Origin of the sequence: Frateuria aurantia DSM 6220, assembly GCF_000242255.2 — a bacterium.
In the GTDB taxonomy this organism is placed as follows: Bacteria; Pseudomonadota; Gammaproteobacteria; order Xanthomonadales; family Rhodanobacteraceae; genus Frateuria; species Frateuria aurantia.
On sequence record NC_017033.1, the window covers coordinates 2156571 to 2178349 of the forward strand.

The window sequence follows — 21779 nt, forward strand, 5'->3', positions numbered from 1 at the left end:
CACCCGGAATACAAGACAGCTCACAGACGACCGTCGACGGCCTCGACAGGCCAGACCGATTTGACGTCGAACACCACCGCGCCAGGCTTTCCCAGAGCCCGGATCTGCTCCGGCGACCAGGCAATGAACTGCCGATGCGCCACCGCCAGCAGAATGGCATCGTAATGCCCTGCCGGTGGCTGGGACACCAGATGGATCCTGTATTCGTCGCCAGCCGCTTTTGCATCCACCCAGGGATCATGCACATCCACCCTCGCGTGCGAGGACTCCAGCTCGCGGATGATGTCGATCACCCGCGTGTTGCGCAGATCCGGGCAGTTTTCCTTGAAGGCAAAACCCAGCACCAGAATCCGCGCATCCACGATATGCAGGCGACGCTCGCTCATCAGGCGGATCAACCGATCAGCCACATAGCTGCCCATCCGGCTGTTGATCCGGCGCGCGGCCAGAATCAGTTCCGGGTAATAGCCGATCACCTCGGCCTTGTGGGTCAGATAATACGGATCGACACTGATGCAATGCCCGCCGACCAGCCCGGGCTTGAAGGGCAGGAAATTCCACTTGGTGCCCGCCGCCGCCAGAACCTCGGCGGTATCGATGCCCAGTCGATGAAAGATCAGGGCCAGCTCGTTGACCAGGGCGATATTCACATCCCGCTGGATATTCTCGATGACCTTGGCCGCTTCCGCGACCCGGATCGAGGAGGCCAGATGGGTTCCGGCCGTGATGATGCGCCGATACAGCGCATCCACCCGTGCCGCCGCCTCGGGGGTCGAGCCCGAAGTCAGCTTGACGATGGCCGTCACCGGCCGGGCATGCTCCCCCGGATTGATGCGTTCCGGACTGTAGCCGCAGAAAAAGTCCCGGTTGAAACGCAGTCCCGAACCGGCTTCCAACAAAGGCACACAGACTTCTTCTGTGGTGCCGGGATAGACCGTGGACTCGAATACCACCAGATCACCGGCAGCCAGCAGCGGGGCCAGCATGCGGCAGGCACTGACCAGCGGCTGCAGATCAGGACGCTGGGCTTCGTCGATCGGGGTCGGTACCGTCACGATATAGGTATCGCAGGCACGCAGATCCTCCAGTTCCGCCGTCAATTGCAGCTGGCCGGCAGCAGCGAGTGCCTCGGCACTGAGCTCAAGGGTGGCATCGCACCCCTCGCGCAGGGCCTGCACCCGGTCGCGATTCAAATCGAAGCCTGTCGTCGGCAGCTGTCGCCCAAAAGCCACCGCCAGAGGCAGCCCCACATAGCCCAGACCGACAACGCCAACATGTTGCGAGGAAGAAAGCGACATTCCGGTCCCTGACCCGAAAAAAAGCAAGCCTACACCCAGCGCGTCGACGCTCCTATCCCCCGCCCGACAGGGATGTCGGAACACATCAGCCACCTCCTCGCCACACGTCATGGCACGAATGCGGTTAGCATGCAGCTTCAGCCTGTACGACATCCCCGGGAACCATGCCACATATCAATGATCGCGCCAGCCAGCGTCTGGAGTGGGCGCGCCGGATCACCGGCAAGCACGCCATCACGCTCTGTCCCGCCTCGGCCGATGCCAGCTTTCGCAGCTACTGGCGCATCGACGGCATCCCGTCAGGCCGGCTGCTGATGGATTCCCCTCCGGAGCTGGAAGATCCCCTGCCCTGGCTGAATATCGGGCGTCGCCTCAGCGATGCCGGCCTGCATGTCCCTGCAGTCTACGAAGCCGATCTCGAGCAGGGTCTGCTGCTGATCGAGGATCTGGGCGACCGGCTGTATCTTGGCGAATTGAATGACGACAGTGCGGACGATCTTTACGGCGACGCCATGCAGGCCCTGCTCCGCATGCAGACCGCCGTCGATGCCACCGGCCTCACGCTCTATGACACGGCCTTTCTGCAACGGGAAATGGATCTGCTGCCGGAATGGTATCTGGGCCGCCATCTGGGCCTGGATCCCGAGCCCTGGCAAGAGGCCCTGCAAACGGTATTCCAGGTCCTGACGGACAATGCGGCGGAACAGCCGCAGGGATTCGTGCACCGCGACTACCACAGTCGCAACCTGCTGCTCAGCGACGCCGGCAATCCGGCCATCATCGACTTCCAGGGTGCCTTGCTGGGTCCGCTGACCTACGATCTGGCCTCCCTGCTGCGCGATTGCTATATCCGCTGGCCCGATCAACAGGTCGAAGGCTGGGTCGAGGCCTACCGTCGTCAGCTGATAGCCTGCGGGCGCTTGCAGGAAGATGTCGCCCCTGCACGCTTTCTGCGCTGGTTCGACCTGACCGGCCTGCAACGGCACCTGAAAGTGCTGGGCCTGTTCTGCCGGCTGGCCTGGCGCGACGGCAAGCACGGTTACCTTGCCGACCTGCCACTGGTACTGGACTATGTGCGGCATGTCGCGGCCCGTTATCCCGAGCTGCAAGCCCTCAGCCGGCTGCCGGCAGCGACTGCCCGAACCGAAGCGCCGGGGGCATGAAGCAGGCCCTGCTGTTTGCCGCCGGCCTGGGCAGCCGCCTGCGGCCACTGACCTCCCAGACCCCCAAGCCCCTGCTTTGCGCGGGCGGCAAGCCACTCATCGTCTGGCATCTGGAAAAACTGGCAGCTGCCGGTATCGAGGAGGTGCTGATCAACACCTCCCATCTGGCCGAGCAATTCGAGCCAGCATTGGGCGACGGCAGGCGCTGGGGCTTGCGGATCCGCTATCTGCACGAAGGCCCGCAGCCACTGGAGACTGGCGGCGGCATGCGCAATGCCTTGCCATGGCTGGGCAAGGCGCCTTTTCTGGCGATCGCCGCCGATATCTGGAGCGATATCGACTATGCCTCCATCCGCATGCCCGACGCGGCGCTCGCCCATCTGCTGATGGTGGCCAATCCGGACTGGCACCCGCAAGGCGACTTCCAGTTGCTGGACGGCTGGGTCCAGTGGCCCGGACACGAACCCCGGCTGACGTTCTCCAGCATCGGCCTGTATCGCCGAGCATTTATCGAGACCCATGCCGAAGGCTGCTTCAAGCTGCTGCCCTTGTATCAGGCCGCCGCCGCACAAGGACGTCTGAGCGGCCAGCAGCACCATGGCCGCTGGCACAATATCGGTACCCGCGAGCAACTGCAGGCACTGGATCAGGCACTGGGTGTAACCGGCACCTGATTCCGTCGACTCACCTCAGACCACTTCCTTCAGGTACTGCCGCACCTCGGGAGCCAGCTTGGGATCGTTCAGCGCCATATGCACCGTGGCGCGGACCAGTCCGGCCTTGTTGCCGCAATCGAACCGGGTGCCCTGAAAACGATACGCCAGCATCTTGCCCTTGTTCTGCAGCAGGGCTTCCAGCGCGTCGGTCAGCTGGATCTCGCCGCCAGCACCGGGCTGGGTGGTTTCCAGATAATGGAAGATGGTCGAGGGCAACACATAGCGACCGACCACGGCCAGATTGGACGGAGCATCCTCGGGCCTGGGCTTTTCCACCATATGGCTGATGCGGGCACTGCGCTCATCGATAGGGGCAGCATCGACCACGCCGTACTTGTCGGTTTCCTCGCGCGGAACCTCTTCCACCGCGATAACGCCGGCATGCTCACGTTCGGCCAGATCCGCCATCTGGCCCAGGGCGCCACGCCCCTCATTCCAGATCAGATCGTCCGGCAGAATCACGCCGAAGGACTCGTCACCGACCACCGGCTTGGCGCACAGCACCGCATGGCCCAGGCCCCGCGCTTCCGGCTGGGTCACGAAGATGGCACGCACATGGCTGGGCAAGGTGCCCTGGACCAGGGCCAGCAGTTCGGCCTTGCCCTTCTCCTCGAGCTTGGCCTCCAGCTCGTAGGCCTTGTCGAAATAGTCGGCAATGGAGTGCTTGTAGCGGTTGGTGACGAAGATCAGGGTATCGGCACCCGCATCGACGGCTTCATCGACGGCATACTGGATCAGCGGCCGATCCAGTACCGGCAGCATTTCCTTGGCCACCACCTTGGTCGCCGGCAGAAACCGGGTGCCGAGTCCGGCGACGGGAAACACCACTTTGCGTAGACGCTTGCTCACTCACACTCTCCTGAATTTTTCGGATGCAGGACAACGACGGTATCCACCGAGGTGGCTTGTCCCCACTGATACGTCGGCAGCAGCACCGAAACGCTCTGCCGTATCGCGGCTTCATCATACGATGCCACGGCATCGGCCGCACGCCCGAACTGTCTCAACAATAAACCCCAGCTGACTTTGCGGTGCTGTGCCAGGAAGATCTTGGCATGGGTGGTGGCGGCGTAATTTTCCTGGGGATGGAACAACTCCTCGAACAGCTTCTCTCCCGGACGCAGGCCGGTATAGACGATGGGTATCTCGCTACCCGGTTTCTTGCCGGCCAGACGGATCATCTGCAAGGCCAGCTCCCTGATCTTCACGGGCTCTCCCATGTCCAGCGCAAAGATCTCACCGCCCTGCCCCTGGGCAGCGCCCTGCAAGATCAGCTGGCAGGCCTCGGGAATCGTCATGAAATATCGGGTCATATCGGGATGCGTGACCGTCACCGGCCCCCCGTGGCGGATCTGCTCGCGAAACAAGGGCACCACCGAGCCCGCCGAATCCAGCACATTGCCGAAGCGCACCGTCACAAAACGTGTCGCTGAACGAGCATCCAGGTTCTGGCACCAGATTTCGGCCAGGCGCTTGCAGGCTCCCATCACGCTGGTGGGATTGACCGCCTTGTCCGTGGAGATCAGCACGAAGGTCTCCACCCCGGTCTCATCGGCAAGCATCGCAAGGTTCTGGGTCGACATCACATTGTTGCGATAGGCCGTCCGCAGCTGGGTCTGCAGCATCGGCACATGCTTGTAGGCCGCGGCATGAAACACCAGCCGGGGCCGGAAATCTCCGAACAACCGGTGCATGGCCGGCAGATCCCCGCAATCGGCAAGCACCGACTGCAGCTCCAGTGCGGGGAAATCCTGCCGCAACTCCTTGTCAATGGCATAGAGATTGAATTCACTCTGCTCGACAATGGTCAGTGAACGCACACCAAGCTGACACAGCTGTCGACACAGCTCGGCACCGATGGAGCCCCCGCCGCCGGTGACCAGTACCCGCTGGCCACTGAGATGCCCCGCCAGCCACACCCGATCCAGCTGCACGCTGTCACGGCCCAGCAGATCCTCGATCCTGACCTCCTGGATCTCCCCCGGACTGGCGCGACCGGCGACGATATCGCCCAGACCCGGCATCGTGCGACAAGGCAGCCCGGTGCGCTCGCAGTGGCCCACAATCCGCCGCAGAGTCGGCCCGTCGGCATCGGGCATCGCGATCAGCAACATGCCGGCCGCCGCGTCCGCCGCCAGCTCGGGCAGCTGCTGCAGTGCCCCCAGCACGGGAATGCCGCCGATGCTGGCACCACGCAACCGCGCCTGATCATCCACGAAACCGACCACCCGGTAGCGGGCATCGCGGCGCAGATCCCGCGCCAGAGCTTCCGCCGGATCACCGGCGCCTATGACCAGTACCCGCACCACCTGTTCCGACATCCGCTGCCGACGGTCCTTCCAGGCTCGGTAACCGAGCCGTGGCACGCCCAGCAGACCGGCGAGGATCAGCGGATAGATGAAGATCACCGAGCGAGGCACTCCGCTGAGCCGGGAGTAGGCAAACAAGGCCACGCCGATGACCAGCCCTCCGATACCCACGGCACGCAGGATGTTCCACAGGTCTGGCAGGCTGGCGAAACGCCAGATGCCGCGATACAAGCCCAGGCGATTGAAGACCAGCCCCTGTACCGACAACACGATCAGCCACTCGCCCGGGCTGAAATGCGCCACGGCATCGGGCGTCAATGCAAAACGCAGCAGATTGGCCAGATACCAGGCCAGCCCGGCCATCACCAGATCGTGAACCATCACCGCCATGCGCGGCGGAATCCGTCGACACCAGCGAGCGACGAAGTGGCCTTGCGCTTCCCTGCCCGGTCTGCTCACGAAATCTCCCGCTGGCGCCGCTGGCGCAGGCTTCGGATCTTACACCCCAGCCAGACCAGCATGGCGAGCAGATACACCGCAAGGCAGGCCGGCGGACCCAGCGGTACAGGTCCCCGATGCCATACCAGCCAGCCACCGATCAGACTGTCCCAGAGCAGATAAGCCAGCGTGACACGGGCATGACCATGCCCCAGCCGCACCTGCCATTGATAGAGGTGCTCGCGATGCGCCTGGGTCCAGCGCCGCCCCCGCCACATCCGCTGCAGCAGGGTCAGGCTGGCATCGACCACAAAGCTGCTGCCCAGCGCCAGAACGGCCCACAGCAGCGACGGCCTGCAAACCACCAGAGCCAGCGCCAGCACGGCGACCAGCAGACCGCAACCGCCGCTGCCCGCATCGCCCATGAAAATGCGGGCCGGCGCCCAGTTGAAACCGAGAAATCCTGCGCAGACGGCTGCCAGAAGCGCCGCCAGCGCCGCGACCGAAGGCAGTCCGACAGCGTCCGCCAGCACGGCCAGCACCAGACCCGTGATCAGACAATGACCGGCCAGCAAGCCATCGATGCCATCCATGAAATTGTGCAGATTGATGCTCCAGACCCCGCAAGGGACCACCAGCAGCAGCCACCACAAGGAATCATGGGCACCGGCCAGCAGGGCACCGCCGGCCAGCGTGACGGCGGCCAGATGCACCAGCAGCCGCACCGCCACGCCACGTGGCGCCAGATCATCCCAGGCACCGATCAGGGCCACGGAGGCCAGCGCGCAGGTCACAGCCGCGCTCAGCCCGCGCCCCCAACCGATCCAGGGCAGCCACAGCAGCAGCACCAGCATCATCCCGATACCGCCGCCGCGCGGCGTCGCCTGCCGATGCGAGCGACGATGCCCGGGCAGATCCAGCACACCGCGTCGTCGGGCCCAGATCAGCATCCACCCGACCGCCGCCCAGGACATCACCGCCGCCAGCCAGATCCAGCGTACCGGCAGCGCCGGAATACTCATTCGTTGGCCACGCCCATGATGGGCCGGATGGTCGACCAGCTCTTGCAGCCGGGACACTGCCAGTGATGGGCCTTGGCACCGAAACCGCAGCGTGTGCAGCGATACATCATCTGACCTTCCAGCAACTTGCGCATCAGATCATTGAGTATCGTGAAATTGGCCATGGCCTCGCCATCAAGCCGCTCCATGCTGGCATCGATCAGGGCCATCAACCCGCGAACCGTCGGCCTGGCCTGCAATTGCCGGGTCAGAAAAGCCTGCGCCGCCGCCTCGCCTTCCTGCTGCCGGTACAGATCCACCCGGGCCAGCACCAGGGAAATGCCCTGATAGCGCTGCAGCAGACCATCATAGAACCGGGCCGCCGCGACATGGTCCTGCTGGTGCGCATAGGCGGACTGCAAAGGCGGCAGGACCTGCGGCACGAACGCGAGATCCACGCTGATGGCCTGTTCATAGGCCTTGATGGCCGCCGCATACTTCTGCTCGGAAGCATCCATCACCGCCGAGGCCAGCAAGGCCCGGATACAGTTCGCATCATTGTCGAACGCCTGGCGCAGATGGTCGCGCGCCGCCTCCACATGGCCTTGCAGTCGATACTGATCGGCCAGTTCGCAATGGAATTGCGCGATCAGTACCGCCTCGCTTTCGCCGGTGGCCTTTTCCAGCAATCGGGCCTGTTCGATGGCCTTGTTCCAGTCACGCTCATGCTGGTAGATGCCGATCAGCTGACGCAGAGCGGACGGCGCATGGGCCTGCAAGGCAACCAGATCGGAAAACAGCGACTCGGCCCTGTCCAGCAAGCCGGCGCGCATATAGTCATCGCCCAGCTCCATCAGACCCAGGGTCTTGATGTCGTTCGACAGTCCTGGCCGCGAGACCAGATGCTGGTGCAGACGAATCGCCCGATCCACTTCACCGCGACGGCGAAACAGACTGCCCAGCGCAAGGTGGGTCTCGACCGCGTCGCGGTTGTATTCGGCCAGGCGCAGAAAAACCTCGATGGCCTTGTCCTGCTCTTCATTCAGCAGATAGTTCAGACCTCGGAAGTAGTCGGATGACAGCTCGTCGGACCGCCCCGCCAACTGACCGCCCCCCCGGCGCAGCGCACACCACCAGCCGGCCGCGAACGCCAGCGGCAACAACAGCAGCACGACCACCCCATTCATGCCTCGGCAGGCGCCGCCGGCCTGCGGGACTTGCGGCGGGCATGGGTGCCCAGCCACGCAGTCAAGCCCCCGCCCACCCAGCCCAGCGCCAACGCCGACAGCAAGGCCGCGCCCAACGGCAGATGCAGCTGCACCACCGCCAGGTCAATGCCGACGGTCGACGCGTTCAGGGCTCCCAGGACAATGCCCGCCAGGGCGAAACAGAGCAGGATCAAAATGACTGGAAATCGCATGGTCCGACTTTACTCCATTAGACCGGAGCAGCCCAATCGCTGCCGGCACGATACGGCGGATGCATCGGCATTCCGCCACCTGTTCCCTTGCCGGCCTACCGAGCTCATGCGCTCACATGATGCTTCAGACTCGGCGCCGGCTTGGCTATGCTACCCCATGGGCAGGGCAACCGGCGCAGCCGCACTCCCGACTCCACCCATCCCGCCCCGGTGCTGGCATCCGCTGCGCCAGCCCGTTACTCTGCCGCCCTCGCGGCAGTGTCCGCTCAACGTTGCATGAGTCCAGCAAAGTCATGAAAGCTTCTGACGCCAAGAAAGGCCTGGTTGTAGAACACGAGGGCGGCATCTACCAGATCCGCGATATCGAACGCAGTTCACCTACGGCACGTGGTGGCAATATCACCTACCGTTTCACGTTGTATTCGATCCCCGGTGGCCGCAAGCTGGATCTCAGCATGCGCGCCGACGACGATCTCAGGGACATCGAGCTGACTCGCCGCGAGGCCGGCTTCTCCTATATGGACGGTGAAGTATTCGTATTCATGGACAGCGAGGACTTCACCCAGTACCTGCTGGGGCCGGAAGTGGTCGGTGAACAGGCAGGCTTCATCGCCGAAGGTGTCGAAGGCTATTACGTCCAGCTGATCGAGGACGCACCGGTGGCCCTGCAGGTCCCGACCAGCGTACGCCTCGAGGTGGTCGATACCGCACCCGAACTGAAAGGTGCCAGTGCCACCAAGCGAACCAAGCCAGCGCGCCTTGCCACCGGTTTCGAGGTCCAGGTGCCCGAGTACATCAGCAATGGCGAGCAGGTCTGGATCAATACCTTGACGGGCGAGTTCGCGGGCCGCGCCTGAGCCTGCCGGATTCCGCCCAGTGACCACGGCCGGCTATTCCTTTCCACGCAATGCGGTCGACGTGCTGCTGCAGACGCGGCGACCGGATGTGCCCTGGCGGGTAGTGCTGCGCAATGCCGCGGCCTTCGGTCTGCCACTGGCTCTGGGCTTCGCCACCGATCACCCGCTGGCAGGACTGGGTATCGCCGCCGGCGCACTGGACATCATGTTTTCGGACCAGCCGGGCCCCTACCGGCAGCGGCTGGCCTTGCTGCTGCTGGCCTCCACGGCTGCGGGCCTGTCCGCCCTGCTGGGTGCCAGCATCGGCGCAGCCTTCCTGCCGATGCTGCTGACCACGCTGGTGATGGGTTTCGGCGCCGGCCTGCTGGTGGTCTTCGGCCCGGATATCAGCCGTCTCGGCATGACCAGCGTGATCCTGCTGGTGGTCACGGCCGCGACGCCCGTGTCGGTCCGACATGCCGCTTCCGGTGCCGGCCTGATCTTTCTGGGCGGCCTGCTGCTGACCTGTCTTTCGATCGCCAGCTGGCCGCTGCAACGCTACCGGCCCGAACGTCTGGCGCTGGCGACCATCTTCCGTGGTCTGGCCGGTCTCGCCGAGCACCCGGCCGACGACAGTCGCGACGACGTGGCGCTGAGTGACGAGATGAATGCGGTCCAGCAGACCTTGTTCGGTCGCCATCATGACCGTGGCCGGGCGATGGAGGCTTTCCGGACCCTGATCGAACAGGCCGAGCGGATCCGCATCGAACTGGTCGCCATCGAATTGCTGCACCACGACCCGGTCCGCGAAACCCATTACCGCCGCAGCATCGCCGCCGTGCTGGAGGCCATTGCCGCGGCGCTGGAGGCCGGCGCCCCGCCTGACCAGGCCCTGCAGCTGCTGCAGTCGATCCGGGCCGAAGAGCAGTGGCTGCTGGCTCACGAGCCCGCCGGACTGATGGTCCACATCCGGGCACTCAACAGCCAGCTCACTGCCGCCGTGCGCAATGCCAACTGGGCCGGTGCGCGAGGGGAGCTGCGCGCCCAGGCCGACCAGCAGCGCCTGCCGCAGGATTTGCGCACGGATGGCGTCTGGGCCACGCTGCGAGCCAGCCTGCATCTGGATTCGATCGCCCTGCGTCATGCGATCCGCTACTCCCTGCTGCTGGGTCTGGCGGTCGTCGCCAGCCATGTCCTGGCGATGCCGCATGGCTACTGGCTGCCGATGACGGTCGCGATCGTGCTGCGGGCCGATTTCGCCGCCACTTTCCGATTCGGCCTGCTGCGTGTGGTCGGTACCTTGCTGGGTCTGGTGCTGACCACCTTGCTGCTGCACGTCACGCCGGACGAAACCACGGCCCATGTCGCCATGGCCATTGTGCTGTGCATGGCCTTCCGCTATCTGGCCACCGTCCATTACGGCGTGGCCGTCGCCACCCTGACCGGCGTGGTGGTGATCATGCTGGACATGGCCGGCATCGCCCCCACCGCCGCCATCGCCGACCGGGTCGACAATACCCTGCTGGGCAGCGGCATGGCCCTGCTGGGCTATCTGCTATGGCCGACCTGGGAGCGAACCCAGACCCGCCATGCCCTGGCCGAAATGCTGCGCGGCTATGTCGCCTATCTGCAAGGACTCGGACGCCAGGCCGAATCCGACGCGATCCGCGACCTGCGCATCGCGGTGCGGATCGCGCGCGGCAATGCCCGCGCTTCGCTGGAACGACTGCGCAGCGAACCGGGCACCCCCGAACAGCTGCAGACCGTGTGCACCGGGCTGCTCGCCCAGGGCAACCGGCTGGCCCGGGCCCTGATGACGTTCGAAGCCATTCAGCAAGACCATCGACTGCCTACCGACGCGACCTGCTGGCAGAGTTTCATCCAATGGTATGCCAGCCAGCTTCAAGCCCTGGCGCTGGCCGTGGAGGTCGGCGAAACCTTTCAGCTCGCGCCCCGCCCCGCCTCCGCCGACATCACCGGACAGGCCATCGGCAGCCTGCCCGTGGCGGCCACCGAACGCCTGGTCGAAACGCTGGATGCGCTGATCAAGACCTGGAACCGTGGCCGCTCCAGCGCCGCTGCCGACGCCGGATCACCGGCGCCCTGAACCCACGACACGAGGAACCGGCATGTCCGAGTATCGATCCGACCCCGCCTGGGCCGCCGCAGCCGACGCGGCAGACCCGCTGCGACACTGTCGCGACGCCTTTCTGATCCCGCCGCACGGCGCGTCCGACAGTCATTATTTCTGCGGCCATTCGCTGGGCCTGCAGCCACGCCAGACCGCTGCCGAGCTGCAGCAGGAACTGCAGGACTGGGCCAGCCTCGGCGTCGAAGGCCATTTCAAGGGCCGGCGCCCCTGGCTGGACTATCACCGCCGCCTGACCCGACCGCTGGCCGGACTGGTCGGTGCCCGCGACGACGAAGTGGTGGCGATGAACAGCCTCAGCGTCAACCTGCACCTGCTGATGGTGAGCTTCTACCGGCCGACGGCGGAACGCCCTGCGATCCTGATCGAAGCCGGCGCCTTCCCTTCGGACCGCTACGCGGTGGAATCGCAGATCCGCTTTCATGGACTGGATCCGGCCAAGGCCTTGATCGAGCTGCACCCCGATCAGGCCGATGGCAGCTTCTCCGACCAGGCCATTTGCGAGGCTTTTGCCGAACACGGTCCGAAACTGGCCTTGGCCTTGCTGCCCGCCGTGCAATACCGGACCGGCCAGGCCTTTCCGCTGGCCGATATCAGTCGCTGGGCCCATGCACAGGGCTGTCTGGTCGGCTTTGACCTCGCCCATGCGGTCGGCAACCTCGACCTGCAGCTGCATGCCAGCGAGGTCGACTTCGCGGTGTGGTGCAGCTACAAATATCTGAATGCCGGCCCTGGCTCGATCGGAGGCGCCTTTGTCCATCAGCGTCACGCCCAGACAGACCGGCCCCGTTTTGCCGGCTGGTGGGGCCAGCAACAGGCCACTCGCTTCCAGATGGGTGACCGCTTCGAAGCGACACCCGGTGCCGAAGGCTGGCAGCTGTCCAACCCTCCGATCTTCGCGATGGCACCGCTGCTGGCCTCGCTTGAGCTGTTCCAGGCAGTAGGCATGACCGCTCTGCGCGAAAAATCGATACGTCTGACGGGCTATCTGGAGTGGCTGATCGATACCGAACTGGCCGACGTGGTGCAGGTCCTCACCCCCCGCGACCCGCGACGCCGCGGCGCGCAGCTGTCCCTGCGCGTGCTGGGCGGCCGCGATCAGGGCCGGGCCCTGTTCGAGCACCTGTCCGATGGCGGCATCATCGGCGACTGGCGCGAACCGGATGTGATCCGGCTCTCGCCCGTCCCGCTGTACAACCGTTATGCCGACTGCCGCGCGGCCGTCGATGCCATGGCGCAATGGCGGGCCATGCGGCGCTGAGTTGTCTCAGTGAATGGAAAACTGCTGCTCGAAACCGGCAATCCGCAGCATGTTGCGGATGGCCGGCGCCGCATTGACCAGGTGGATGTCGGCACGGTCGCCTCCCGCCTTTTCCCGCAGCAGCAGCAACATGCCCAAGGCGGCACTGTCGATGTCCCTGACCGACGCCAGGTCGATCACGTACGATCGACTGACATGGTCGCCGGCCAGGCAGGCCGCATAGAATTCGCGATGCAGCGGAAAATCGAAATGCTCGCCGATATGAAGGGTGGTGCAATCGTTCTGGGCGTCGTAACTGGAAATAAGCTGGGTCATGAGTGATCTCAGAACAAATCAATGTCGCCGGCGTCCATCGAGGTCTGCAAAGCAGGCCCCCGCCCCCTGAGACGCGTCTTCTCGCGCTGCGCCTCGAGCCGCTCGCGCATCCGGCGCAGCTCTTCCTCGGCCTTGGCCGCCGGGGCACCGGACTTGATCAGATCGACGATTTCGTGACTGCAATCCCCGGCCACCTGCTGGATGTCGATCAGACGGCTGCGCGTCTGGTCGATCAGCTGCCGCAGGATGTCCTCGAATTGCAGCGAGCGAACCGTGGTCGATACATCACGGGCCAGTCCACGACTGATGTCGGCCACTTCGCCTGCCGCCTTGTTGACATAGGCATCGGATTCACGGACCCGGATGATCATGCTGTCGATGTCGCCCTTGGTATTCAAGGCCATGCTCATATCCTGAGCCGCCATGGAACCGACCAGATCGCGGACCTGATCCATCACCTTGCGGGAACGCTCGACGTGAACCCCGATCTTCTCGTTGAACTGGTTGGAATGACCCGCCAGATTGCGGATCTCGGCCGCCACTACCGCAAAGCCCCGCCCGGCCTCCCCGGCCCGCGCCGCCTCGATGGAGGCATTGAGGGCCAGCAGGTTGGTCTCGTCGGCCATGGTGTCCACGTTCTTCAGCAACTCGAACACCGCGTCCAGCTCCTTGGACATGTCGTCGATGCGATAGACCGCGCGCAGACTTTCCTCGGAGAGCCGCACCACCATGTCGACGAAATGCTGCAGCAGCTCGCCGGTCTTGGTGATGAAGGTCTGGGTGGAAAGACCATCCTCGCCGCCGCTGGCACCCAGCACGCCTTCAAGCAGGCTTTGCTGCTGAGTGGTCTTGCGCGAGAAACCGTCAAAGCCACCGCCCAGCTCGGCCACCGCGTCATGCAGGACATCCAGCGCCTGATACAGCTCGCGGGAAGCCTCCGACAATTCGTTGACCACCACTTCGCGCATTTCACTGAGCGCCTGACTGGCCAGTTCGATCGAAATCGGCGTGCCGGGCTCAGCCAGCCTGGACTCCGCGACCGGTGCCGGCACGGCCACCGCCAGGCGGGCCGCCGCCACCGGCGCGGAGGCCGGAACCGGCGCCGCCAGCCGCATGCGCAAGGCCAGGATCAGCCAGATCACGGTCAAGCCGATCACGGCGACCGGACCGGCCATGGGAACAGACCAGCCCAGGGTCAGCAGCAGCGCCAGCATACCGGCGGCCAGACCCGTTCCCATCACGATTTTCCTATCCATTCTCAGCCCTGCCCTCGTACTGCATCTGACGCCTTGGCGAATGTGTGCGGCCCCATCGAGGCCACCAGCGCCAGCAAACGTGCCGCCATCTGATCAATGGATACCAATTCCGAAGCCGCCTGCATCTTCCAGGCGGAACCGGGCATGCCCCAGACCACCGAACTGGCCTGGTCCTGTGCCACCGTCAACGCACCGGCCTCGCGCATCTCCAGCAGGCCGCGCGCCCCGTCGTCACCCATCCCGGTCAACAGCGCACCGACCGCACGGTCCCCGGTGCACATCGCCACCGAACGGAACATCACATCCACGCTGGGCTTGTGCCGGCCGACGGCCGGGCCGTCGTGCAAACGGCATACCAACCGAGCTCCGTCACGGATCACGATCAGGTGGCGATCACCCGGCGCGACATAGGCGTGACCGGGCATCAGATGCTGACCGTCCTCGGCCTGGACCACCCGCATCGGAGAGCAGCGATCGAGCCGGGCTGCGAAGGGTGCGCTGAAGGCCGCCGGAATATGCTGGGTGATCACGATCGGCGGCGCATCCGGCGGCATCGATTCCAATACGACGCGGATCGCTTCGGTACCGCCGGTGGAAGCTCCGATCGCGATCACCGGACTGTCGCCGGGAATGCCGCTGAAGGAAGGACGCTTCGGCAGCACCGCATCCGCGCTCAGCTTCGGCGGCGGTGCCGCCAAGGTGCTGGCACGCGGCCTGGATCCCGCCGCGGCATGGATTTTCGCCGCCAGCTGCGGCGCCAGCACGGTCAGCGTCTCGGACAGATCGTGGTGCGGCTTCTCGAAGAAATCCACCGCGCCCAGCTCCAGCGCGCGCAAGGTGGTATCCGCGCCATCGCTGGTCAGCGATGAAACCATCACCACCGGCAAGGGATGCAGCCGCATCAGATTTTCGAGAAAGGTCAGCCCGTCCATGCCGGGCATTTCGACATCGAGGGTCAATACCTCAGGGGCCAGGCGCTTGATCTTGTCACGCGCAATATAGGGATCGGAAGCGGTGCCGACGACTTCGATGGCGGGATCCTGCTCCAGCATCATGGTCAGCAATTTGCGGACCAGGGCCGAATCATCGATCACCAGCACTTTGATCTTGCGGGCGGGGTCGTGACTATTCATGAATGAAAAAGCTCAATCGGTCCTTGCAACGGATCGGACATCAGGCGCACGCCATAGGCCTGCTCGGTTTCTACAATATCCGGCTTCTGCGTCATCGGCAGACGCCGGACCTGGACGCGTCCAGTATCGGGATAAAAGCGAATATGGCGCGCACAATGCTCGCCCACGTCCTCGGCCGCAACTCTCAAACCCTCCACGGCGAGATAATGATGGGCGAAACTGATGTTCCGCTCACCAACCAGCAGCCGTCCGGCAATCACCCGGGCACCGCCAAACAGCTTGACCTGCAGGCGCTGGCGTTGCGCCCCGGCCTTGAACAGTTCGTTGAGCAGATGTTCCATCGCATCCACGCCGTAACGCGCGGCACGACCGGCCTCGCCCCAGCGCAGACCGCCATTGGCACCCGGCAGCATGAAATGATTCATACCGCCAATGCCGAGCGCTGGATCATAGGCACAGGCCGAAATGCAGGAACCGAGCAATGTCGAAATCAGTTCTCCGGTGTCGGACGTGACATAGCACTGACCTGGCTGCAACTTGACCACCGTGCGGCCCACGGCCGGATCAAAAAAACGGACGAGGTCTGCATCTGCCGAAACGGAACTTGTCGACGAGGGTTGCGGGGTCATGCCGATGCATCCGGGCGTCGTCGGTAAATGGTGCGCCCGATCAAGTCGAAATCATCCGACAGACCTGCCATTGACTCGGAATGTCCCAAAAAGACATATCCCTGAGCCGCCAGCTGATGGCTGAATCGCGAAAACAGCCTGCGCTTGCCTTCGCGATCAAAGTAAATCACTACATTGCGGCAGAATATCGCGTCAAACCGACCCTGCATCGGCCACTCGTCCAGGAGATTAAGAGCCTGGAAACGGATCCATTCATGCAGCTCGGGACGGACCCGCACCTCCCCCTCATGCGCCCCCGTGCCGCGCATGAACCAGCGACTTCGGAATTCGGAAGGGATGTCGACAAGCTGATCTGCCCGGTAAATACCGGCGCGGGCGACGTCCAGAGCCTCCACCGACAGATCAGTCGCCAGAATCAGCGCATCCGCCGGCCGCCCGTGCTCGCGCACGGCCTGCTCCAGAATCATCGCCAAAGTATAGGCCTCTTCGCCCGTGGCGCAGCCGGCGGACCATATCCTGATCCGGCCGGAAGCCTGCAGACAACGCGGCAGCAGCTCGCGAGCCAGATAGTCGAAATGATGCGGCTCCCGGAAGAAGCGAGTCACATTCGTGCTGACCGCGCTGAGCAAGGCATCCATTTCCGGTTCGGGATTCTCGCGCACGCGTTCGCAATAATCCGCAAAACTGGCCAGACCCAATTGCCGCAGCCGCCGCTGCAGACGCCCCTGCACCAGCCGTTGCTTATGGTCACCCAAGCTAATCCCGCTGCGGGCATGGATCAGATCCCGCAGGAAACGATAATCCGTATCCGACAGTTGCTGTCCATGTTCCGCAGCCGTGGTGGGGACCCAGGCCATCGACTCAGAATTCCTTCCAGATCGCGTCGGAATCGCCCGCGGCTGCCGGCGCCGGCGCATGGGTCGGCGCCGGCTTCGCCGGCACGGCGGCGCTGGCAGGCACTGCCGGTCCTGCCGAGGGGGATGCAACCGTCCGGGCACCGGCGCTGCCGTTGACGCGGAAAAAGGCCATCTGCTGGGCCAGATCGGTGGCCTGCTCCTGCATCATCCGTGCCGAAGCCGCTGTTTCTTCGACCAGGGCGGCATTCTGCTGGGTCGAATCATCCATCTGGGTGACCGCGCTGTTGACCTGATCGATGCCGGCAGACTGCTCATAGCTTGCCGCGGCAATCTCGGCGACGATGTCACTGACCTTGCGCACGCTCTCCACGATCTCGCCGAGGACCTTGCCGTTTTCCTCGGCCATGTTGCCGACCACGTCGACGCGCTCCATGCTGTCGCTGATCAACGCCTTGATTTCCTTGGCCGCCTCGGCGCTGCGCTGCGCCAGATTGCGTACTTCGGAGGCCACCACCGCAAACCCCCGGCCCTGATCACCGGCTCGCGCCGCTTCGACCGCGGCATTGAGTGACAGCAGATTGGTCTGGAACGCGATTTCATCGATCAGGCCGACGATATCGGCAATCCGGCGACTGGACTTGCGCAGATCGGTCATCGCCCCGCCCGTGCGGGCAATGCCTTCGTTGCCGCGTTCGGCCAGATCCCGGGTCGCCTTGACCAGCTGATTGGCATGACTGGCGTTTTCGGCATTCTGCTTGACGGTGGAAGTCATCTCTTCCATCGATGCCGCAGTTTCCTCCAGGCTGGCGGCCTGATCCTGGGTACGCTTGGCCAGATCATCGCTGCCACGGGCGATCTCGTCCGAAGCCCCCCGTACCAGGTCGGCACTCTGGCGCACCTGACCGACGATCATGCTCAGCCGCTCGTCCATCGCCTTGAAGGCACCCAGCAGCACGCCCAGTTCATCCTGGCTCTCGACATGCAGGGCATGACCGAGATCGCCTTTCGAGATGGCATTGGCCACCGTCACCGTATGATGCAGCGCCCGCACGATGGAGCGGATCACGACCGTTACCACCACGGCGGCCAGCAACAGACCCAGCACCAGGGCGACCAGAGTCACCAGCCGGACCAGCTTGAGACGATGCACCTGGGCGGTATAGAGCGATTCCACGGTGTCGCGCTGATCATTGATCACGCGACGCAGATTGCTCTGGAAAATCGCCAGCATCGGCAGCGCATCGTTGTAGATGCTGTCGCGAATGCCGTCCTGCCCTTGTTGCATGCCGTCAATAACCTGATGCATCGAATCGATCAGGTCATGCTCGGAACCGCGCAGTGCAGTCCAGTCCTTGCGCTCGGTCGACGACCAGATGGCTGATCCCTTTTCCACCTGAGCCAGACCATGATCGGCTGCCGTGATACTTGTCTCGACATCATGCAGCTTCTGTTGCAGGACATGCTTGTCATCGGCGTGATAATCCGCCTCGCCGAGGCTGAGAAAACTGTTCATCAGAGCCCGGGCCGCCTCGTCCAGTTCCCGCAAGGGCACCAGCTGCTCATTGTACAGCCGGCCGGTATCATCGCTGGCCCGGCTCATGCCTCCCAGACCGATATAGGCGCCGACGATCAGCATCACGCCCAGCAACGAAAAAAGGCTGATCAACTTGGCCTTGATGGAAACACTGAACCACTTGCTGAAGAATCGGGAAGATTTCACGTTGTCTACTCGCATTTCCATAATCAGGCCACCACATCCGCCGCGGCCGGCAGCGCCGCGTTCAATGACTCCATGTCATCGGGCTTCATCAGCTTCTCGATATCCAGCAGCAGCACCATCCGATCATCCTGACGCACCAGACCGCGCAGATATCGGGTGTCGATGACCGCCCCCATATCCGGCACCGGCTGGATCTGGTCTGAGCCGATGCTGACGACGTCCGAGACGTTGTCGACCACGATGCCGAAATTCCTCTCGTTGATGGCGACAATGATCGTCACCGCGTTCTTGTCGCGCTCGACCACCGGCAGGCCGAAGCGGATGCGCATGTCCAGCACCGGCACGATCGCGCCGCGCAGATTGATCACGCCAAGGACGTAGTCAGGCGCCTGCGGAATGCGCGTCACCGGACTCCAGCCGCGAATTTCGCGGACCGAGAGGATGTCGATGCCGTATTCCTCATCGGCGAGATTGAAGGTCAGGTGCTGCACAGCCGCACTGGTTTGAACATCATTCATGGGGTTTCACCGCAGAGTCCGGCACGGAGGCCGGAGAAAATCGCCACCCGCCGTGGCACAACATAATTACTGGCCGACATGGTGCGCCTCCCGCGCCATGGAGCGCAGCCCGTCCACATCGATGATCAAGGCCACCGAGCCGTCACCCAGTACGGTCGCGCCTTGCAGACCGGCTACCCGCTGATAATGGGTTTCCAATGACTTGACCACCGCCTGCTGCTGGCCCAGCAATTCATCGACCACGATGCCCATGCGGCCAGCCTCGCATTCGACCACGACGACCACGCCGGAACGCGCATCCACCGTGGACTCGCAGCGGAATACGCTGGCCAGACGCACCAGCGGCAGATAGCTGTCGCGGAAATTGAACAGCTCACTACCGCCGGGCAGAACCCTCAGTTCGTGGCCGGCCAGGGGCACCGACTCGACAATCGCCACCAGCGGCAGGATGTAGCGCTCGCCCGCGACCCGCGCCACCAGCCCCTCGATGATCGCCAGTGTCAGCGGCAACACGATGGTGAAGGCACTGCCCTTGCCGGTCTGGCTGCGGACCTTGACCACGCCGCCCAGCGCGGCCACGTTCTTGCGGACCACATCCATGCCCACACCGCGACCGGACAGATCCGTGGCGTGGGCTACGGTGGAAAAACCGGGCTGGAAAATCAGCTCGTCGATGGCGGCGTCGCTCAGGCCCTCGCCACTGCTGATGATGCCTCGCTCCAGCGCCTTGGCCAGAATCGCCGGACGATTCAGGCCCGCTCCGTCATCGGATATCTCCACCACCACATTGCCGCCCCGATGGAAGGCCTCCAGCTGCAGCAGACCGGTTTCGTCCTTGCCTGCCGCCAGCCTGCGCTCGGGCGTCTCCAGGCCATGGTCGATGGCATTGCGGACCAGGTGGGTCAAGGGATCGCCGATCTTCTCCATCACCGTCTTGTCGACCTCGGTGTGTTCGCCGACCAGCTGCAGGCGGACCTTCTTGCCCAGCTTGGCTTCCAGATCATGCACCACCCGAGGAAAACGCTGGAACACCTGGCCGATGGGCAGCATCCGGATGCCCATGACCATGTCCTGCAGGTCCCGGGTATGTCGTGCCAGCGCCGCCAGCCCGGCCATCAGCGCAGGATGGGATCGACTCGACAATTCCTGCCTCGACTCCTGCAGCATGGCCTGGGTGATGACCAGCTCCCCGACCATGTCGATCAAGGCATCGACCTTGGCGATATCGACACGGATCGAACCCGATTCACCTCGCGGACCCGAAGACTGGCGCGACTCGGCCGACGCAGGAGCCGCGGCAGGGCGGGGCTGGCGGCGCTCGACCAGCTCCTCGATGGTGACTTCGCAGTCACCATCCAGCCACTCGAACACCTCATCAACCGCATCGCGACCGGCACCGTACAGCTCAAGATCCCAGCCCAGAAAGGCTTCGTCCACGGCCAGACCCTCGAGACCGGGCCAGGACTCCAAGGGCAACGGCAACACCCGGACCACCTGCAACCGGCCCAGACCCTGCAGCTCCTTGAAAATGCGCACACTGTCGTTGCCGCCCTTGTACATGGCCGGCTTGGGCAGAAACTTGATACGCCACTGGCGACAAGCCTCTGGCGCAGCCACGGAGGCGGCAGCAACGGCCGCCGTCGCGCCGGGAATCGGCGCTCCGCCTTGTGCATAAGCGGCCAGTTCGGCTTTCAGGGCGTCGCTGTCGGCGTCAGCAGCCACCTGACCGGCTCCGACACGATCGAACATGTGCCTCAGCGTATCCACGCAACGCAGAAACAGATCGATCAAGGCCGGATCGGCTACCCGATGACCGTTGCGTACCTCGTCCAGCAAGGATTCGGCGATATGGGTGAATGCGGCAATATCGGCAAAGCCGAAAGTCGCCGCACCGCCCTTGATCGAATGGGCCGCTCGAAAAATGGTGTTGACCAGCTCCGGATCGGCGCCCTGCTCGCCGAGGGCGAGCAACGCCGTCTCCATGGCATCAAGTCCCTCAAGACTCTCATCAAAAAAGGCTTGATGGAATTGACTCAGGTCAACTGTCGACATGGCTGTCAGCCGAGCACGCGCTGGATGGTGGCCAGCAGCTTTTCCGGATCGAACGGCTTCACCAGCCAGCCTGTCGCGCCGGCGGCCTTGCCTTCCATCTTCTTGTCGGTGTGCGACTCGGTGGTCAGCACCAGAATGGGCACACCGGTGTAAGCCGGCAGCTGGCGCAGCTCGCGGACCAGGGTGATGCCGTCCATGACCGGCATATTGACATCCGCCAGCACCAGATCGAAAGCCGCCAGCTTGGCCTGATCCAGGGCCAGCTGCCCGTTTTCGGCCTCGACCACCTCGTGCCCCGCGCCACGCAAAGTGAAAGCCACCATGCTGCGCATCGAAGCCGAATCGTCCACTGCCAGTATCTTTGCCATCAGTTTTCTACCTGTTCAAATAGTTCCGGCCGACGCATCGGCCGGCCACGCCAAAAGGGTATCCAGTCCCAGCCGGGCGCCACTCTCTTGCAACAGCGGGGGCCGCGCCGACCAATGGATCGTGATCTGCCGACGCAGGCATTGCTGCACGAACACGGCCAGCAACTGCAGCCCGAGCGTATCGATATGGGTGATACCGGACGCATCCAGATCGAATCCGGTCGAAGCCGAATCCAGAGCCTTCAGCAAGCAGACCCGGTGGGGTTCCAGTCGCCCGATCCGCCAATCACCGCTCAAGACCAGAGGGGTCGATGATCCAAGGCCGGTCGCGCCCATGGCC

21 protein-coding genes are annotated in these 21779 nt (G+C 64.0%); 5 read left to right on the top strand and 16 right to left on the bottom strand.

Annotated elements, in window-relative coordinates; all coding sequences use genetic code 11:
* Positions 1-20 precede the first annotated feature (20 nt).
* Positions 21-1298 (bottom strand): nucleotide sugar dehydrogenase, encoded by a 1278-nt coding sequence (locus FRAAU_RS10035; protein ID WP_014403417.1) that lies wholly within the window; start codon positions 1296-1298, stop codon positions 21-23.
* Between the two features lie 164 nt (positions 1299-1462).
* On the opposite strand from FRAAU_RS10035, the gene FRAAU_RS10040 reads away from it, so the two are divergent.
* Entirely contained in the window at positions 1463-2461 is a 999-nt protein-coding gene (locus tag FRAAU_RS10040; protein WP_014403418.1) for an aminoglycoside phosphotransferase family protein, read from the top strand.
* Positions 2458-3135 carry an N-acetylmuramate alpha-1-phosphate uridylyltransferase MurU gene (murU, locus tag FRAAU_RS10045; protein ID WP_014403419.1) on the top strand — a complete coding sequence of 226 codons (678 nt, stop codon included), beginning with the start codon at positions 2458-2460 and terminating at the stop codon, positions 3133-3135. Before FRAAU_RS10040 ends, murU begins: the two co-directional genes overlap by 4 nt.
* Positions 3136-3150: 15 nt before the next feature.
* Here the strand turns inward: murU and galU are convergent, their stop codons facing one another.
* From galU to FRAAU_RS10070, 5 genes are all read right to left on the bottom strand, one after another.
* Positions 3151-4026 carry a UTP--glucose-1-phosphate uridylyltransferase GalU gene (galU, locus tag FRAAU_RS10050; protein WP_014403420.1) on the bottom strand — a complete coding sequence of 292 codons (876 nt, stop codon included), beginning with the start codon at positions 4024-4026 and terminating at the stop codon, positions 3151-3153.
* Positions 4023-5876, bottom strand: a complete 1854-nt coding sequence (locus tag FRAAU_RS10055) for a nucleoside-diphosphate sugar epimerase/dehydratase (protein ID WP_014403421.1) — start codon at positions 5874-5876, stop codon at positions 4023-4025. The genes galU and FRAAU_RS10055 overlap by 4 nt, the downstream gene beginning before the upstream one ends.
* Before the next feature lie 65 nt (positions 5877-5941).
* A complete protein-coding gene (locus FRAAU_RS10060) occupies positions 5942-6946 on the bottom strand; it encodes a glycosyltransferase family 4 protein (RefSeq protein WP_014403422.1) in 1005 nt (334 codons plus the stop codon).
* On the bottom strand, positions 6943-8112 hold the full coding sequence (lapB, locus tag FRAAU_RS10065; RefSeq protein ID WP_014403423.1) for a lipopolysaccharide assembly protein LapB: 1170 nt from the start codon (positions 8110-8112) through the stop codon (positions 6943-6945). Before lapB ends, FRAAU_RS10060 begins: the two co-directional genes overlap by 4 nt.
* The gene (locus FRAAU_RS10070) at positions 8109-8345 is read right to left on the bottom strand and encodes a DUF1049 domain-containing protein (RefSeq protein ID WP_014403424.1); all 237 of its coding nucleotides are present in this window, start codon (positions 8343-8345) and stop codon (positions 8109-8111) included. Before FRAAU_RS10070 ends, lapB begins: the two co-directional genes overlap by 4 nt.
* A 293-nt stretch (positions 8346-8638) precedes the next feature.
* Here FRAAU_RS10070 and efpL point away from each other — a divergent pair, with 293 nt between their 5' ends.
* Genes efpL through kynU form a run of 3 tightly spaced genes read left to right on the top strand, consistent with a single transcriptional unit; the run spans position 8639 to position 12591 of the window.
* The gene (gene efpL, locus FRAAU_RS10075; protein ID WP_014403425.1) at positions 8639-9202 is read left to right on the top strand and encodes an elongation factor P-like protein EfpL; all 564 of its coding nucleotides are present in this window, start codon (positions 8639-8641) and stop codon (positions 9200-9202) included.
* 19 nt (positions 9203-9221) lie between these two features.
* Positions 9222-11288: an FUSC family protein gene (locus tag FRAAU_RS10080; protein WP_014403426.1), complete on the top strand. Its 2067-nt coding sequence runs from the start codon at positions 9222-9224 to the stop codon at positions 11286-11288.
* 22 nt (positions 11289-11310) lie between these two features.
* On the top strand, positions 11311-12591 hold the full coding sequence (gene kynU / locus FRAAU_RS10085; RefSeq protein ID WP_014403427.1) for a kynureninase: 1281 nt from the start codon (positions 11311-11313) through the stop codon (positions 12589-12591).
* Between the two features lie 6 nt (positions 12592-12597).
* On the opposite strand, the gene FRAAU_RS10090 is transcribed toward kynU, so the two are convergent.
* From FRAAU_RS10090 to FRAAU_RS16965, 10 genes are all read right to left on the bottom strand, one after another.
* Positions 12598-12906, bottom strand: a complete 309-nt coding sequence (locus tag FRAAU_RS10090; RefSeq protein ID WP_014403428.1) for an STAS domain-containing protein — start codon at positions 12904-12906, stop codon at positions 12598-12600.
* Between the two features lie 8 nt (positions 12907-12914).
* Entirely contained in the window at positions 12915-14144 is a 1230-nt protein-coding gene (locus tag FRAAU_RS10095; protein ID WP_014403429.1) for a methyl-accepting chemotaxis protein, read from the bottom strand.
* Positions 14145-14164: 20 nt separating this feature from the next.
* Positions 14165-15295: a protein-glutamate methylesterase/protein-glutamine glutaminase gene (locus tag FRAAU_RS10100; RefSeq protein ID WP_014403430.1), complete on the bottom strand. Its 1131-nt coding sequence runs from the start codon at positions 15293-15295 to the stop codon at positions 14165-14167.
* On the bottom strand, positions 15292-15924 hold the full coding sequence (locus FRAAU_RS10105) for a chemotaxis protein (RefSeq protein ID WP_014403431.1): 633 nt from the start codon (positions 15922-15924) through the stop codon (positions 15292-15294). Before FRAAU_RS10105 ends, FRAAU_RS10100 begins: the two co-directional genes overlap by 4 nt.
* Complete coding sequence (locus tag FRAAU_RS10110; protein WP_014403432.1) at positions 15921-16781, bottom strand: CheR family methyltransferase; 861 nt, start codon at positions 16779-16781, stop codon at positions 15921-15923. The genes FRAAU_RS10105 and FRAAU_RS10110 overlap by 4 nt, the downstream gene beginning before the upstream one ends.
* A 4-nt stretch (positions 16782-16785) precedes the next feature.
* Positions 16786-18501: a methyl-accepting chemotaxis protein gene (locus FRAAU_RS10115; protein WP_041271034.1), complete on the bottom strand. Its 1716-nt coding sequence runs from the start codon at positions 18499-18501 to the stop codon at positions 16786-16788.
* A gap of 23 nt (positions 18502-18524) precedes the next feature.
* Positions 18525-19019 (bottom strand): chemotaxis protein CheW, encoded by a 495-nt coding sequence (locus FRAAU_RS10120; RefSeq protein WP_014403434.1) that lies wholly within the window; start codon positions 19017-19019, stop codon positions 18525-18527.
* Positions 19020-19085: 66 nt separating this feature from the next.
* A complete protein-coding gene (locus FRAAU_RS10125; protein ID WP_014403435.1) occupies positions 19086-21071 on the bottom strand; it encodes a chemotaxis protein CheA in 1986 nt (661 codons plus the stop codon).
* Positions 21072-21076: 5 nt separating this feature from the next.
* On the bottom strand, positions 21077-21442 hold the full coding sequence (locus FRAAU_RS10130; protein WP_217176292.1) for a response regulator: 366 nt from the start codon (positions 21440-21442) through the stop codon (positions 21077-21079).
* 12 nt (positions 21443-21454) lie between these two features.
* Positions 21455-21775 carry an STAS domain-containing protein gene (locus tag FRAAU_RS16965; protein WP_014403437.1) on the bottom strand — a complete coding sequence of 107 codons (321 nt, stop codon included), beginning with the start codon at positions 21773-21775 and terminating at the stop codon, positions 21455-21457.
* Between the last annotated feature and the right edge of the window lie 4 nt (positions 21776-21779).